12 protein-coding genes are annotated in these 14,910 nt (G+C 38.9%); 8 read left to right on the top strand and 4 right to left on the bottom strand.

From position 1 onward, the window contains the following. Positions 1 to 2,295 carry an NADP-dependent malic enzyme gene (locus tag C1A06_RS05320; protein WP_101689205.1) on the top strand — a complete coding sequence of 765 codons (2,295 nt, stop codon included), beginning with the start codon at positions 1 to 3 and terminating at the stop codon, positions 2,293 to 2,295. A gap of 63 nt (positions 2,296 to 2,358) precedes the next feature. Here C1A06_RS05320 and C1A06_RS05315 read toward each other — a convergent pair whose 3' ends face one another. Continuing rightward, a complete protein-coding gene (locus C1A06_RS05315) occupies positions 2,359 to 3,123 on the bottom strand; it encodes a DeoR/GlpR family DNA-binding transcription regulator (RefSeq protein ID WP_101689204.1) in 765 nt (254 codons plus the stop codon). Positions 3,124 to 3,384: 261 nt separating this feature from the next. On the opposite strand from C1A06_RS05315, the gene C1A06_RS05310 reads away from it, so the two are divergent. The 5 genes from C1A06_RS05310 to C1A06_RS05290 all read left to right on the top strand — a co-directional run bounded on the left by C1A06_RS05310 (position 3,385) and on the right by C1A06_RS05290 (position 9,521). Next, positions 3,385 to 4,980, top strand: coding sequence for a glycerol-3-phosphate dehydrogenase/oxidase (locus C1A06_RS05310; protein ID WP_101689356.1), 1,596 nt, complete (start codon positions 3,385 to 3,387; stop codon positions 4,978 to 4,980). Positions 4,981 to 5,058: 78 nt separating this feature from the next. Beyond that, positions 5,059 to 6,546: a glycerol kinase GlpK gene (gene glpK, locus C1A06_RS05305; RefSeq protein ID WP_185116816.1), complete on the top strand. Its 1,488-nt coding sequence runs from the start codon at positions 5,059 to 5,061 to the stop codon at positions 6,544 to 6,546. A gap of 56 nt (positions 6,547 to 6,602) precedes the next feature. Continuing rightward, positions 6,603 to 7,295 carry an MIP/aquaporin family protein gene (locus C1A06_RS05300; protein WP_101689202.1) on the top strand — a complete coding sequence of 231 codons (693 nt, stop codon included), beginning with the start codon at positions 6,603 to 6,605 and terminating at the stop codon, positions 7,293 to 7,295. Positions 7,296 to 7,367: 72 nt separating this feature from the next. Next, positions 7,368 to 8,333 (top strand): HAD family hydrolase, encoded by a 966-nt coding sequence (locus tag C1A06_RS05295; RefSeq protein ID WP_101689201.1) that lies wholly within the window; start codon positions 7,368 to 7,370, stop codon positions 8,331 to 8,333. Positions 8,334 to 8,351: 18 nt separating this feature from the next. Beyond that, positions 8,352 to 9,521 carry an OprO/OprP family phosphate-selective porin gene (locus C1A06_RS05290; protein ID WP_159461383.1) on the top strand — a complete coding sequence of 390 codons (1,170 nt, stop codon included), beginning with the start codon at positions 8,352 to 8,354 and terminating at the stop codon, positions 9,519 to 9,521. Positions 9,522 to 9,619: 98 nt separating this feature from the next. Here the strand turns inward: C1A06_RS05290 and C1A06_RS05285 are convergent, their stop codons facing one another. The 3 genes from C1A06_RS05285 to C1A06_RS05275 form a co-directional block, all read right to left on the bottom strand. Beyond that, on the bottom strand, positions 9,620 to 10,450 hold the full coding sequence (locus C1A06_RS05285) for a DUF4890 domain-containing protein (protein WP_145996350.1): 831 nt from the start codon (positions 10,448 to 10,450) through the stop codon (positions 9,620 to 9,622). 177 nt (positions 10,451 to 10,627) lie between these two features. Next, on the bottom strand, positions 10,628 to 11,554 hold the full coding sequence (gene ribF / locus C1A06_RS05280; RefSeq protein ID WP_101689198.1) for a riboflavin biosynthesis protein RibF: 927 nt from the start codon (positions 11,552 to 11,554) through the stop codon (positions 10,628 to 10,630). 23 nt (positions 11,555 to 11,577) lie between these two features. Next, a complete protein-coding gene (locus tag C1A06_RS05275) occupies positions 11,578 to 12,207 on the bottom strand; it encodes an HAD family hydrolase (RefSeq protein ID WP_101689197.1) in 630 nt (209 codons plus the stop codon). Between the two features lie 121 nt (positions 12,208 to 12,328). Between C1A06_RS05275 and recO the strand changes: the two genes are divergently transcribed. After that, positions 12,329 to 13,051, top strand: a complete 723-nt coding sequence (gene recO / locus C1A06_RS05270; RefSeq protein WP_101689196.1) for a DNA repair protein RecO — start codon at positions 12,329 to 12,331, stop codon at positions 13,049 to 13,051. A 12-nt stretch (positions 13,052 to 13,063) separates the two neighbouring features. After that, positions 13,064 to 14,854, top strand: a complete 1,791-nt coding sequence (locus tag C1A06_RS05265; RefSeq protein ID WP_101689195.1) for a MutS family DNA mismatch repair protein — start codon at positions 13,064 to 13,066, stop codon at positions 14,852 to 14,854. Positions 14,855 to 14,910: the final 56 nt, after the last annotated feature.

Below are 14,910 nucleotides of genomic sequence, written 5' to 3'. Positions count from 1 at the left end.
ATGCCCAAAATTACGCGAGAAGAAGCTCTAAAGTATCACGAAGTAGAGCCACATGGTAAAATAGAGGTAGTACCAAGTAAACCTCATAGAACTCAAACTGATTTAGCTCTGGCGTATTCTCCAGGAGTAGCCGAACCATGTCTCGAGATAGAAAAAAATCCGGATGACGCCTACAAGTATACAATCAAAGGAAACTTAGTTGGTGTTATTTCGAATGGTACAGCTGTACTCGGATTAGGCGACATAGGAGCATTGGCAGGTAAACCCGTAATGGAAGGTAAAGGATTACTATTTAAAATATTTGCGGGTATCGATGTATTCGATATAGAAGTAGACGAAAAAGATCCTGAAAAATTCATCCAAACTGTAAAGGCTATTGCGCCAACTTTTGGAGGTATTAATTTGGAGGATATCAAAGCTCCCGAATGTTTCGAAATAGAACGTCGTCTGGAGGATGAATTGGATATTCCGGTCATGCACGACGATCAACACGGTACAGCAATCATATCTGCTGCAGCACTACTCAACGCAGTAGATCTTGCACGCAAGAAAATGAAGGATGTTAAGCTTGTTGTGAATGGAGCAGGAGCTTCGGCTATTGCTTGCACTAAACTATATATGCGCTTAGGAGTACGCTCTGAAAATATATTGATCTGTGACAGCAAAGGTGTTATATCTACGGACAGAAAAGACCTGAATGAAATTAAGAAGCAATTTGCAGTTAAAACTGATCTGAAAACATTATCTGAAGCTATTAACGGAGCCGATGTTTTCGTTGGTCTTTCGAAAGGAAATATACTCACTCAGGACATGGTAAAATCGATGAATAAAAACCCGATCGTTTTTGCTCTGGCCAATCCTGATCCAGAAATTTCCTACGAAGATGCAATGGCATCACGTCCAGATATAATTTTCGCAACTGGTCGTTCTGATTATCCTAATCAAGTAAATAACGTATTAGGTTTCCCATATATATTCAGAGGAGCACTGGATGTACAAGCTACATCTATCAATGAAGAAATGAAAATGGCTGCTGTAAAAGCATTGGCCTCATTAGCAAAGCAACCGGTTCCTGATGTTGTCAATACAGCATATCAGCTCAAAAGATTATCTTTCGGACCTGAATATATTATACCTAAGCCTCTTGACCCTCGCCTTCTGACTTGTGTTTCGATGGCTGTAGCCAAGGCTGCTATCAAAACAGGCGTAGCACGTCGTAAGATTGATGATTGGGAAGAATACGAAAACAAACTTTCGGTTATGATGGGTTACAGCAACACTATCATAAACAACCTGAGTTCTCTTGCCAAGAGCAAACCTAAACGTATTGTATTCTGTGAAGGGAACCATAAGAATATGATTAAGGCTGCCAACATTGTTTATAATGAAAAATTATGCATCCCTATCCTACTTGGTAATCCTGAGAGAGTAGAAAAAATAGCCAAAGAAGAAAACATAGACCTTACGGGCATTCAAATTATTGACCACAGATCAATAAAAGAAGATGACAAACGAAACAGATATGCCGCAAAATTGAGTGAAGAACGTCATCGAAAAGGTATCGGTTTCCAAGAAGCTTTCGAAAAAATGAATATTCGAAACTATTTCGGAATGATGATGGTCGAATGCGGAGATGCAGACGGACTAGTTACGGGGGTATATAGCCACTATCAGGAATTTGCCAAAATTGCAAAAGAAGTTATCGGAATTCAACCACAATACAAGCATTTTGCTGCATTACACATTATTCAGACAAAACGCGGTCCATTCTTCATGGCAGATACACTAATCAACCGCTGGCCTAATGAAGAAGCACTTTTGGATATTGCCAAGATGACATATTCTTCAGTTCGTTTCTTCAATAGCAACCCCGTTATGGCTATGCTTTCGTTCTCCAATTTCGGAACCGAGCAAGATGGTAGTCCAAAGACAATATCAAACGTCGTTAAGCATCTTCACGAGTTCCACCCTGAAATGGATATAGATGGCGAGATGCAGATAAATTTTGCCCTAAATAAAGAACTAAGAGATGAAACATTCCCTTTCAACACGATAAAAGGGAAGGACGTAAATACCTTTATTTTCCCGAATCTTAGCTCGGCTAATGTTTCTAGTAAATTATTGTCGGAAATGGGTATTGCGGGCGATACAATTGGACCTATCCAAATGGGATTACGCAAACCAGTCCATTTCACTGACATCGAAAGTTCGGTACGAGATATCGTAAATCTAGCTGTAGTTGCTGCTGTTGATGCCATTGTACATGAAACAAACAAAGATTCAGACATGAGATAAACATCAAAAATAAAGCTTCAAGTTATACTTGAAGCTTTATTTTTATCTATCTATTTATCAGCGTCATACAATCGTGACTTCTATACCTTTATCACGAATCATTTCAATTACATGACTTGGCGCACCTGCATCTGTAATAATATGATGTATCTTATTAAAATCACATATTTTACAGAATCCTCTTTTACCAAATTTTGATGAATCTGTCAAAACTATAACTTTCTGTGAAGCTTCTATCATCACTTGATTTATGCGCGCTTCGTTCATATCACTGGTTGTTAAGCCATAATCCAAATCCAAGCCATCTACACCTATAAATAGCTTATTACACGAAACATCACTTAAAATATTTGTTGCGTAATGACCTATTACTGAAACCGAATTCTTACGTAGAGTTCCCCCTAACTGAATGATCTCAATATTTGGATTATAACATAACTCAAGCGAAACCTTTACTGATGGTGTAATAACAGTAATTGGCTCACGCGTATGAATTTCTTTTGCAAAAGCTAGCAATGTTGTTCCGGAAGCAATAATTATTTTATCATTTAGCTCTAAAAGTTCTGTCGCTGCTTTGGCGATGTCTGATTTCTCTTTTTGATAAACCTTCTCTTTCTCATCAAAGTGCTTATCTTCTATTATAGAACTTAAACTACTAGCACTTCCATGATTCCGATATAAAAGTTTTTTACTTTCGAGTTGCTTCAAGTCTTTACGAATCGTAACTTCAGATACGCCCAATGCTTCACTCAACTCTTGAACTTTCACGTATCCATCTGCTTTCAATAATTCGAGGATATATGTATGTCGTTTAGCTATATTACCCATATTATTTTGGATATTTATCACATTTTACACTCTTACAAACATATAGAAAATTTTCTACAATAAAACATAAAATCCAAAAATAAATTACTAATCAATATAACATAGACCTAAAATCATTAAGCAAAAGCTATTTAGCTCACCACGAATTCCGATTAATAATGTATTAATTTCGATTTTTTAAAAAATATGTTTCGATTGTTTGCTTTTTTAGTTTTTATATTTATATTTGCGTATGAATAGTTACATAAATCTACTCTTATGATCAATAGAGACCACATATTAAAACAACTTGCAGACAACTCCATAGAATGGGATATAGTTGTTGTTGGAGGAGGAGCAACTGGACTAGGAACAGCGCTAGATGCCGCCACACGCGGATACAAAGTAGCATTACTAGAACAACATGATTTTACGAAAGCAACCTCGAGCAGAAGTACTAAATTAGTGCATGGAGGTGTCAGATATCTAGCACAAGGTGATGTAAGCCTAGTCATTGAAGCACTGCACGAACGTGGTCTTATGCGAATCAATGCCCCTCACCTCGTGAAAAGCCAACGTTTCATTATAGGAAACTACAGATGGTGGGAAAAACCATTTTACACTATTGGGCTTACATTATACGATGTATTAGCTGGTAAAAAAGGTTTAGGTAGATCATTACCTATGAGTAAGAAAAGTGTTATTAAAGAGATTCCTCAAATACAGCAAAATGGCCTACAAGGAGGAGTTGTATACTACGATGGGCAGTTTGACGATTCCAGAATGGGGATCAATTTAATGCAAACTGCTATAGAACAGGGTGCAGCTGCTGCAAACTACGTAAAAGTTAATGACATTGAGAAAGATAAAGAAGGTAAAATCTGTGGAGTCATAGCTCAAGATCAAATAAACGGTACGATATTGAAACTTAAAACGAAAGTCGTAGTAAATGCAACCGGAATATTTGTAGATAATCTGATGCAAAAAGACAATCCGCACATTGATAATATTGTCCGTCCAAGCCAAGGTGTACACCTCGTAGTAGACAAATCTTTCTTAGGTGGAGATTCGGCTCTTATGGTTCCCAAAACCTCTGACGGACGCGTTTTATTTGGAGTTCCATGGCATGGGAAAGTCGTTTTAGGCACAACAGATACTCCTATGAACGAATTCGTTCTTGAGCCAAAAGCTTTAGACAGTGAAATAGAATTTATTCTGAAAACTGCAGGACAATATCTAGCCAAACAACCTAAACGCGAAGATGTATTATCTGTATTCGCTGGTTTACGCCCGCTTGCAGCTCCTACAAAATCATCAAATCCTCAAAAGACAAAAGAAATATCGCGTAGTCATAAGCTTGTCACATCTGAAAGTGGATTAATAACCATAACCGGTGGTAAATGGACTACTTACCGAGATATGGCCAAAGATGTGGTTGACAAATCAATCGAGGTTGGTCATCTTCAAGCAGTAGAATGTAAAACCGAAGAACTACGTATACATGGCTATCAAGAGAATGTAGACCGTTCAAATTTCAATTATGTGTATGGTAGTGATTGGAGTTCAATACTTAAGATTGAAAAAGAAAATCCAGAACTAGCGCAGAAATTACATCCAGAGCTTGATTATACTAAGAGTATGGTTGTATGGGCTGTGAGAGAAGAGATGGCACAAACAGTAGAAGATGTACTTTCGCGCAGATTACGTGCTCTCCTACTCGATGCCAGATTATCTATCGAAATAGCTCCAACTGTAGCTTCGATTATGAGTAAAGAATTAGGGAAAGACGCAACTTGGGAAAAAGAACAAATCAGTCAATTTGTAAATCTAGCTCAAGACTATCTGCTAGAACCTTACAAACCATCATGGCGGACATAAAGTCACAACAACCACGAAAAACATCGACCAAATACCTAGATAAATAAAGAAACAACAATATCATCACTTTTTAATATCATGGAAAAATACATTTTAGCATTCGATGCTGGTACAACCAGCTCACGAGCAATTGTTTTTGATCATTCTGGAAAAATATGTTCAGTCGCTCAACGCGAATTTACACAACACTTCCCACAAAGTGGTTGGGTAGAACATGATCCACATGAGATTTGGGCTACGCAAGCCTCTGTTGCAGCTGAGGCCATTACCAAGATCGGGATCAATGGAACAAATATCTCAGCTATTGGTATCACCAATCAACGTGAAACGGTAATTGTATGGGATAGAAACACAGGCGAACCTGTTTATAATGCTATCGTTTGGCAAGACAGACGTACTGCCGAATATTGTGATAAACTGAAATACCAAGGATTGATCCCAAAGGTCAAAGCTAAAACCGGACTTATAATCGACGCCTATTTCAGTGCTACGAAGATTAAATGGATTTTAGATAATGTTGAAGGTGCCCGCGAACGAGCAGAAAAAGGTGAACTAGTATTTGGAACTGTTGACACATGGATTACGTGGCAATTGACAAGAGGCGAAGTACATGTTACTGATGTTTCGAATGCATCAAGAACCATGCTTTACAACATCAATACTCTTGAATGGGATGAAGAATTACTTAGACTTTTCGAGATACCAAAAAGTATGTTGCCAAGAGTAGCTTCATCTAGTGAAGTGTACGGACATACCAAAACAACTATTTTTGCATCGAAAGTTCCGATTGCAGGTATTGCCGGTGACCAACAAGCAGCTCTTTTCGGACAAATGTGTGTTGAACCAGGAATGGTCAAAAACACATATGGTACAGGATGTTTCATCTTGATGAATACAGGAAATAAGCCAGTAGCATCAAAAAACAATCTGGTAACAACTATCGGATGGCAAATCAACGGCAAGACAACTTATGCTCTCGAAGGTAGTATCTTCGTTGGAGGTGCTATTGTGCAATGGCTGAGAGATGGACTGGGAATCATCAAATCGTCTTCAGAAATCGAGGCTCTTGCCACTCAAGTTCCTGATAGCGGCGACGTATATTTTGTTCCAGCATTGACTGGACTCGGAGCCCCATATTGGGATCAATACGCTCGAGGTACAATTGTCGGCATCTCTCGCGGAACAACTGCCGCTCATATTGCTCGCGCAGCTCTTGAAGGTATTGCCTATCAAACAATGGATGTAATCAATGCGATGATTCTTGACGCAGGTGTAGGTCTGAAAGAGCTACGTGTTGATGGTGGAGCATCACAAAATAACCTATTGATGCAATTCCAATCCAATGTCCTAGGACAACCTGTTATTCGCCCTAAAACAACAGAGACAACTGCTCTGGGAGCCGCATATTTAGCTGGACTAGCTGTTGGATTCTGGGAGAATATTGAAGAAGTTCAAAAACAATGGGAAGTTGATACCAGATTCGAGGCAGACAAAACTATTGATATGCATCTAGCTAAGAAAAAATGGTCGAACGCAATTTATCGCTCTCAAAATTGGGTTAAATAGCTTATATCAATAATCCAAATATCTAAATAGACCAATACCAACAAAAATCTAACATCATGGATACAAATTTATTATACGAATTCTTTGGCACAGCACTTATGCTGTTACTGGGGCTCGGTGTAGTTGCAAACGTATGCCTTCCTAAAACAAAAGGCAATAATAGTGGTTGGGTAGTAATTACTTTCGCATGGGGACTTGCTGTATTCGCCGGAGCCTATGTAGCCCAACCTTCAGGCGCTCATCTTAACCCTTGCGTTACACTTGGGCTTACCTTAGCCGGCAAATTCGACGGAAACGTAATTGGATATATCATTGCTCAAATGCTGGGGGGTATGTTTGCTGCACTATTAACATATCTATTCTACAAACCCCACTATGATGCTGAAGAAGATCCAACTGTTAAGCTAGGTACATTTTGTACGATTCCGGCAATCAGATCATACGGATGGAACCTATTCAGCGAATTTATGGCAACCTTCGTCCTAGTAATGGGTATATTATTCGCAGGACAATCAATGATTGCAGGAGCACTGCCTGTCGGTTTACTTATTGTCGTGATAGGTATGTCTCTTGGAGGTACAACAGGATACGCAATGAATCCGGCTCGTGATCTTGCACCACGTCTAATGTATATGCTGATGCCTATGAAAAACAAAAGAGATGCCGATTGGGCATACGCTTGGGTACCATTAGTTGGCCCATTGGCTGGTGGTTGCCTTGCTGGTTTTTTATACTCATTGTTCTCTTAACAAAAAAGCAACAAATTAGTTGCATAAATATTATAACAAATTTATCACTTTGAACCAATTAAAAGTATTATTATGAAAAATCTAAATTTATTACGGAAGACTTTATTTTTAGTCGCTTTTTCGCTGTTAGTTACAACATTATCGGCTCAAACTTATCGTCCTATCAAAGGCTGGTCTCAAGAGATTAACGATCGTCTTGAAAGTTTCTTGAACTCAACTATCACAATCACTGAAAGAAAAGTTGCTGCTTTCGACTGCGACGGAACCCTTTTTGGTCAAGTTCCTTATTATTTAGCTGATGAAGCTCTTTACGACCATGCAAAAAGAACTTACGAAGGTAAAAAAGATGCAAAATCGAAAGAAAAAATGCAAGTTGTAGACCAGTTACTTCATGGTGATAATGTAGGCCTAGAGTATGTTCAAAACAGAGCTCGCTACCTATCAGGTATGACTGCTGACGAAATCAGAAAGCTAGGTAAAGATATGTTCAAAGAAAAATATCAAACTAAATTTTACCCAGAAATGAAAGAGCTTCTTGCTAATCTGAAAGAATATGGCTTCGAGATTTGGGTTATTACAGCTTCTCCTGAACTACTTTACGAACAATTCGTGGCTGAAGAATTAGGTATCCCTAATGACAGAATACTAGGTATCAGAACAGTTACAACTGTTGATGGAATTTCTACAGATAAACTAGTTCACCCAGTTTCTCAAGACGGTGGTAAAGCTGAAGTTATTCATACTATGATCAAAGCTAGACCTCTATTGGTAGGTGGTAATAGCCGTGGTGATATGGAAATGATGAATGAATCAGCAGGAATCAAACTTATGGTTAATCCTGACAACAAAAAAGTTGAAGGTAAAAGCGGAGGTTTGATGGAAGGTTCAACAGCAAAACAATATTGGGAAAAAGATCCTAATGCTGTAATTGTATATTGTAACGATGTTCCTGAAAATGATTATCGCAACATCAATAAGAAATATACTTATGTTACAGAAGAATACGGCGTTAAATCTAATGCTGTAAACAAAAAATAACAACTTAATTAAATGTATATGTTTAATCGTAAACTAATAATAACAGCCTGCACATTTCTTTGTGCAGGTATGTTATCTGCTCAGTCTGTCGATGTGAAAGTTGGTGACGAAAGCATCAAAATAACACCAGTCGGCCGTATGTATTTGGATGGTGCAGTGTTTATGGAAGATGAAACCTCACTTGACAACGGAGTAACCATGTCTGACCTACGTTTGGGACTGAAAGCTAAATATAAATCTTGGGAAGTCAAGCTTGATATTGGCTATGCCAACTCAAAAGTATCAGCCAAAGACATTTTCGTACAATACAACTTGAATAAAAGCTCATATCTAAGAGGTGGTAACTTTATCGAACCATTCGGATTGGATCACATGGAAAGTTCGAGCAATACCACATTCATTTCGCCCAATGGAAGTTCAAATGTTTTTGCACCTAGTCGTAAGATAGGTTTGGAATACATTGGCTGGAGCAAATTATTCTGGTATGGCGGAGGTGTATTTGCCGATAATGGAGCAATCAAAAACGAGCAAGACAGAGGAGACGATGGCTACTCGGGAGCTGGTCGTTTCGTTTTCACTCCTTTCAAAGAAAGTGGCAAGATATTACACATTGGACTAGCCGGAGCTTTGCGTAAAGCTGATGCCAGTGGTAAAGATGAAGAAGGTAGCGCAAAATATTTGCGTAAATTCAAATTCGCGAGCAATCTGTTAAATACAAAAGATACAAGAAGCGCTATTGGAACAACTATTGATCATGCTGATTTTCAAGCTAAGTATGCAGTCGAACTTATTGCTGCATATGGTCCGCTTTATCTACAGGGTGAGTATTTCCATTCTAATACAAAAAGAAGAGCCGGACTTCCAACCTATAAGGCTGATGGAGCCTATGCGCAAATTGGCTTTCTTGCAATAGGTGGTAATTACGGATACTCATCTTCATGGTCACGTATGGCAACACCACGTCCTGGATCTTTAGAATTTGCAGTTCGTTACAACTATACAAATCTGGATGGAAACGAATTCTCGAAAGGTGGAACAATGAGTGACATTACTTTGGGTGCAAATTATTTTCTAAACAAATATATGGCTGTAAAACTGAATTACTCATATATGTCCCTAGGACAAAATGCAGCTTTAGCTAACGAGAATATCAGTGTATTTAGCGTTCGATATCAAGTCGTATTCTAATCGTTACTAGTCATAATCATAGATACACGAAAGCCACAGATAAATTTATCTGTGGCTTTTCTTTTTCACTAAACTAATAACCAGTAATCTAAATTCACTTATTTCTTCTGAAATGCTTCTTTCATTATAGCACGTCTGTCTTCTCTATATTTTGTACGTAATTCATCAATTTTCTTATCTTGCATAGCTACCGTGATGCGAGTGCTTCGAATGGCTTGTCTTTCTTTTACAAAATTAGCTTCCAACTCCTCCAATTTCAGTTTCACATCCTGAGGCAACTCTTTATTCCCTACTACATTACAAGTTTTTTGGCCCATCATTGGCGGACGATGTTGCATCATTCTATTTGGTCTGTTAGGTCTGTCTTTTCTAAATTCAGCCAACTTAGCTTTCTGATCGGCAGTTAGAATATTTTCAAATTCTGTACGACGTTCTTCACGCAATGCTTTCGATTTATCAGCATATTTATCCTTCAATGCTTTCATCTTCGCTTGCTGATCTTCTGTCAGATTCAGATCTTTCATACAATCCATTCTGCAACTATCACCTCTCTGCATCATTGGCTGACGATGATGTTTACCACTTCTATTGCTGAATTGTCTATTCTGACGTTGATCTTTTCTTGCATCCAATTTTACAATCTGATCAGCCGTCAGAATTTTCTTCATGTCATTGTGTTTTTGGTCGGATAAGTCGCGCATTTGTTTTCTACGTTCATCTTTCGATAAAGATGAATTCTTTCTCAGTTCGTCAATTTTCACTTTATATGTATCGTTCAACTCATTTACTTTAGTCTTTTGTTCATCCGAAAGATTCAGTTCTTTAGCAAAATCTTTTCTTTCTTTGTACTGCATCTTTCCTCCGTTCTGAGAAAATGAAACTGCCGACACACTCATAAAAAATACTATAGAACAAATTATCTTTTTCATATTTCTAAATTTTTAGCGTTTAGAGGTTAGAGTATTTCCAAACCGAAAGGTTTAATACCTTTGCATTTTTTAACAAGATGAATATTTTGACAATCGCTCAAACAGCTCATTATCAAACAAAAAAGGCAGACACTTATCTAGTATCTGCCTTATATCATTATTACAATATGCCCTACTCTATCTATATTTTTTCAATGTTTCAATTACATTATCCTTGTCTTTCTGAAGCTGCTGACGAAGAGCATCCAATCCTGAAAACTTAATGTCGGGACGAATAAATTCGAGAAATTCGGCCGAAAGTGATTTGTTGTATAAATCCCCATCGAAATCGAAAATATTAGCTTCTACACTGACGTTCATTCCGTTCTGAACTGTAGGACGAACTCCGATATAAAGCATCGAATCGTAACGCTTTCCTTCGATATAAACATGAATGGCATAAACACCGAAAGCAGGAATAACCTTATATCGTTCCCACGACTCGATATTAGCTGTCGGGAAACCGATCGTACGACCAATTTGAAAGCCTTTGACGATGCGTCCCGAAATGATATAATTATACCCTAACAGATGATTTGCTTCTTCTATACGCCCTTCTTTCAATAACTGACGTATGTGCGACGAACTGACATATTCATCGGGATAAGCTTGCGCTTGAATAACCTCCATCCCTACCTCGGCCGCATATTGCTGATATTGCTCGAAGCCATCTTCACGGTTGTGACCAAAACGGTGATCGTAACCGATGAGCAGTACCTGAACATTATACTTTCCTTTCAGAATTTGCTGTATAAATTCTCGTGCCGAAAGCTGAGATAGTTCTCTTGTAAAATCAATAGATATACAATAGTCCAAACCCGTAGTTGAAAGGCGTTCTATACGTTCATCATACCCGCACAACAAAGCCGGTTGATAGTCGGTCTGCATCACTTTGCGCGGATGGATTGGGAATGTTATTGCAGCCGAAGCCAAACCTCGTTCACCGGCAACGTGTTTTACCTGATCTATCAGATAACGATGTCCAAGATGTACACCATCGAAAAAACCGATAGTGGCTACTATTGGCTGACCATCTAAAGTATTCGGAGATTCAACTACTCTCATATAGTACGTGCTAAAATTGATAGTTATTTATTGATCTGAGATACTACTTTCAATAGATCCTCATTCTGATCGGTCAGGTATGTTTGGAAGCCAAATTCAATACCTGCATCAATATTTTTCTGAGCATCGTCAAAGAACAAAGTTTCTTGCGGTATCATTCCCGAATCGCGAATAATATACTCGAATATCTCTCTGTCGGGTTTTGCATAACCTACTTTGTATGACATATAACATTTGTCGAAAAAAGCATCTATTGGTTCACCCGTAGGCGAGAATGCCGGAGTGTATGCCCAGTCGATAGCCGAAGGATTGATATTGCTCAGCAGATATACTTTATAGTCCTTGCGCAAGTCTTTCAGCATCTGAAATTTATATTCAGGAATACCGATCAGAAAACCTTGCCATGCATAGTCTACATCGGCTTCGGTAATCTTATCGTTACCAGTCAATTCGCGCAATGCAGCTGCAAATTGTGGACGATCAAGTTTACCTATTTCATAATCCAAAAAAATACCTTTGTGGCGGTACGATGTCAGGTAATCGTTTATATTAGCTACTCCTATCTCTTTGAATCGCGATACGGCACGTTCTTTATCCAGATTCATGATGACGCCACCAAAGTCAAACAGCAGATTCTTTACGTTCTTGTACATATTTTATTTCGATCTATTACGTATTTTTTATCAAAACACGAAGTTAGTTAATTATTCCGACACGTACAGCCTATTCTTATTATTTGTACTTTTGTACAGATCAAAAAAACGTCCGTCGAAGATGCTTCTCAAAACCAAAGGTATTGTACTGAATAACATCAATTACAGCGAAAAGTATAATCTTGTCCAGATATTTACCGAAGTAGCTGGGCAGGTTACCTATATGGTTTCGAAAACGAAGAGTCGTTCGACCAAAGTTCCGCGATCGCTCTTTACTCCACTTGCTGTTTTGGATCTGGAAGTAGATCATCAGCCACTGCGCGATATTCAGCGTATTCGCGAAGCTCGCCCCGATATGCACTATCTGTCTATCACTTCGCATATTGGTAAAACATCGATGGCATTTTTCTTGTCCGAGTTTCTGACGCGGGTATTACGCGATATAAATGATACACGGCTCATTTTCGATTTCATCTACCAATCGATAAACATCTTAGAAATGACCCATCAAAGCATTGCAAATTATCACTTGGTATTTATGCTCAAGCTGACACAATTTTTGGGATTTAGTCCGAATCTGGAAGATTACAATCGTGGCGAATTGTTCGACATGCTGAATGGCGAATTTGTTGGTCGTCATCCGTCACATCCGCATGTTCTGACTGTAGCCGACAGCGAAGTTTTGGCAAGATTGGCACGCATCACTTACGAAAATATGCACTTTTTTGTATTCCGTCAGCAAGATCGTGTGACGATCATAAACCGTATTCTCGAATATTACCGCTTGCATCTCTACGATTTTCCGAATCTCAAATCGCTGGACGTATTGCACGAGCTATTTTAAAATGAACCAACCATGAATTACCACGAAATAAAAGAACAATACGAACATCTTATTGTAGAAGATAATACCAGACTAACTGCTCTGAAGAAACAGATATTCACCATCGGCACAATACGTCTTGCCATTGCTTTAGCCACAGCTATGGGAATTTACTGGGTGTGGAACGATATGCAGTTGGCAGGTATCATATTCGTTGCCGGATTGGCTCTTTTTCTTATTCTGGCAAAATTTCACGACCGGTTGTTTCGCAAAAAACAGTATTTCGAACTGAAGATAGATAATACTTGCAACGAGCTGAAAGCATTGGGCTACGACTTTTCGGCTTTCGATGCAGGTAATGAGTTTGCTTCGGCTACGCACAGCTATGCGAACGATCTTGATCTGTTTGGCAAACGATCGTTGTTTCAATCGCTAAACCGCACAGTCACATTATCGGGCAAAAAACATCTGGCACAATCTTTACTCGATCCGCTGAGTGAAAAGGATTCGATCGGCGAACGGCAGGAAGCCATCGACGAGCTTTCGCAAGATCAGCATCTGATAGATCATTTCCGTGCAACGGGGCAAATGGCCGAAAGTCTAAACACCGAAAATATAGCTATCGGACAACTGTCTGACCAACCGCTGCGATCTACTTTCTGGCGAATTACACCTGTTCTCTACCCTATCCTATTTGTGTCGATGATTGTTTTCTGCGCTTGCGAAATAATTCCTTCCGCTTTGTTTATTATATTTTGGATGGCTATGATTCCTATCTCGCTGATTCCAACCAACAAGATCAATCAAAAATTGGACTCGTTAACCAAAAAGCAGCAGACAATAGATTCGTACACCAAACTACTGCAAATTGTCGAAGATCGTCAATTCAAGAGTAAATATCTGAATGATCTTCAAAAGAATATTCGCGAACCCGAATCAGCATATCAGAGTATCAAAGTATTGAACAAACTGGTACACAATGCCGGACTTTCGCTGACATTTCTCGGGCTACTGTTCTTCAATCCCGTTCTGTCGTGGAACGTGATGTATGCAATACGCATCGAAAACTGGATAAAAAAACGCTCTCTGTCATTCAGTAATTGGACTGACACAATCGGCCGATTCGACAGTTTGTTATCTTTTGCCCGATTCAAATACAATCATCCCGACTATGTTTTTCCTCAAATATCAACAAACTTCGCCTATCAGGCACAAGCAATGGGCCATCCGCTCATTAATCGCAATGTATGCGTACGCAATGATATAGATATCACCTCGCGTCCGAATTTCATGGTCGTTACGGGTGCCAATATGGCGGGAAAGAGTACCTATCTGCGTACAGTTGGTATCAATCTCACATTGGCTTCTGCTGGTTCGGTTGTTTGTGCCGAGCAGATGAATTTCTATCCTTTCCAACTGGTTACTAATCTGCGTACAAGTGATTCGCTGAACGATAATGAATCTTATTTCTTTGCCGAATTGAAGCGTCTGAAAATGATAATCGATCGCTTGGAATCAGGAGAAGAATTATTTATCATTCTCGACGAGATTCTGAAAGGGACGAACTCGGAAGACAAGCAACGTGGATCGTTGGCTCTGATGAAACAGCTTGTTGCGATGAATGGCAACGGAATTATTGCTACGCACGATCTGGAACTCGGAAATCTGGAAACCGAATTTCCTGAGGCAGTCCGAAATTATCGCTTCGAAGCCGATATTACAGACAACGAACTGACGTTCTCTTATCGTATGCAACCGGGTGTTGCACGAAATATGAATGCTTGTTTTCTGATGAAAAAAATGGGTATTGCCGGATTGGATTGAATGCGTAATATAATAGTTACGCACTTCGCCTTTTTTATGTATACTATTAAAAGACA

It is taken from the genome of Dysgonomonas massiliensis (assembly GCF_900240225.1).
Classification (GTDB): Bacteria; Bacteroidota; Bacteroidia; order Bacteroidales; family Dysgonomonadaceae; genus Dysgonomonas; species Dysgonomonas massiliensis.
This window is presented reverse-complemented; position numbering and strand designations above follow the sequence as displayed.

What these genes read in the sequence shown, in the direction of transcription:
- C1A06_RS05320 (WP_101689205.1), top strand. Translation starts at nt 1, where the DNA reads ATGCCCAAAATTACGCGAGAAGAAGCTCTAAAGTATCACGAAGTAGAG.
- C1A06_RS05315 (WP_101689204.1), bottom strand. Translation starts at nt 3,123, where the DNA reads ATGGGTAATATAGCTAAACGACATACATATATCCTCGAATTATTGAAA.
- glpK (WP_185116816.1), top strand. Translation starts at nt 5,059, where the DNA reads ATGGAAAAATACATTTTAGCATTCGATGCTGGTACAACCAGCTCACGA.
- C1A06_RS05300 (WP_101689202.1), top strand. Translation starts at nt 6,603, where the DNA reads ATGGATACAAATTTATTATACGAATTCTTTGGCACAGCACTTATGCTG.
- C1A06_RS05295 (WP_101689201.1), top strand. Translation starts at nt 7,368, where the DNA reads ATGAAAAATCTAAATTTATTACGGAAGACTTTATTTTTAGTCGCTTTT.
- C1A06_RS05290 (WP_159461383.1), top strand. Translation starts at nt 8,352, where the DNA reads ATGTTTAATCGTAAACTAATAATAACAGCCTGCACATTTCTTTGTGCA.
- C1A06_RS05285 (WP_145996350.1), bottom strand. Translation starts at nt 10,450, where the DNA reads ATGAAAAAGATAATTTGTTCTATAGTATTTTTTATGAGTGTGTCGGCA.
- ribF (WP_101689198.1), bottom strand. Translation starts at nt 11,554, where the DNA reads ATGAGAGTAGTTGAATCTCCGAATACTTTAGATGGTCAGCCAATAGTA.
- C1A06_RS05275 (WP_101689197.1), bottom strand. Translation starts at nt 12,207, where the DNA reads ATGTACAAGAACGTAAAGAATCTGCTGTTTGACTTTGGTGGCGTCATC.
- recO (WP_101689196.1), top strand. Translation starts at nt 12,329, where the DNA reads ATGCTTCTCAAAACCAAAGGTATTGTACTGAATAACATCAATTACAGC.
- C1A06_RS05265 (WP_101689195.1), top strand. Translation starts at nt 13,064, where the DNA reads ATGAATTACCACGAAATAAAAGAACAATACGAACATCTTATTGTAGAA.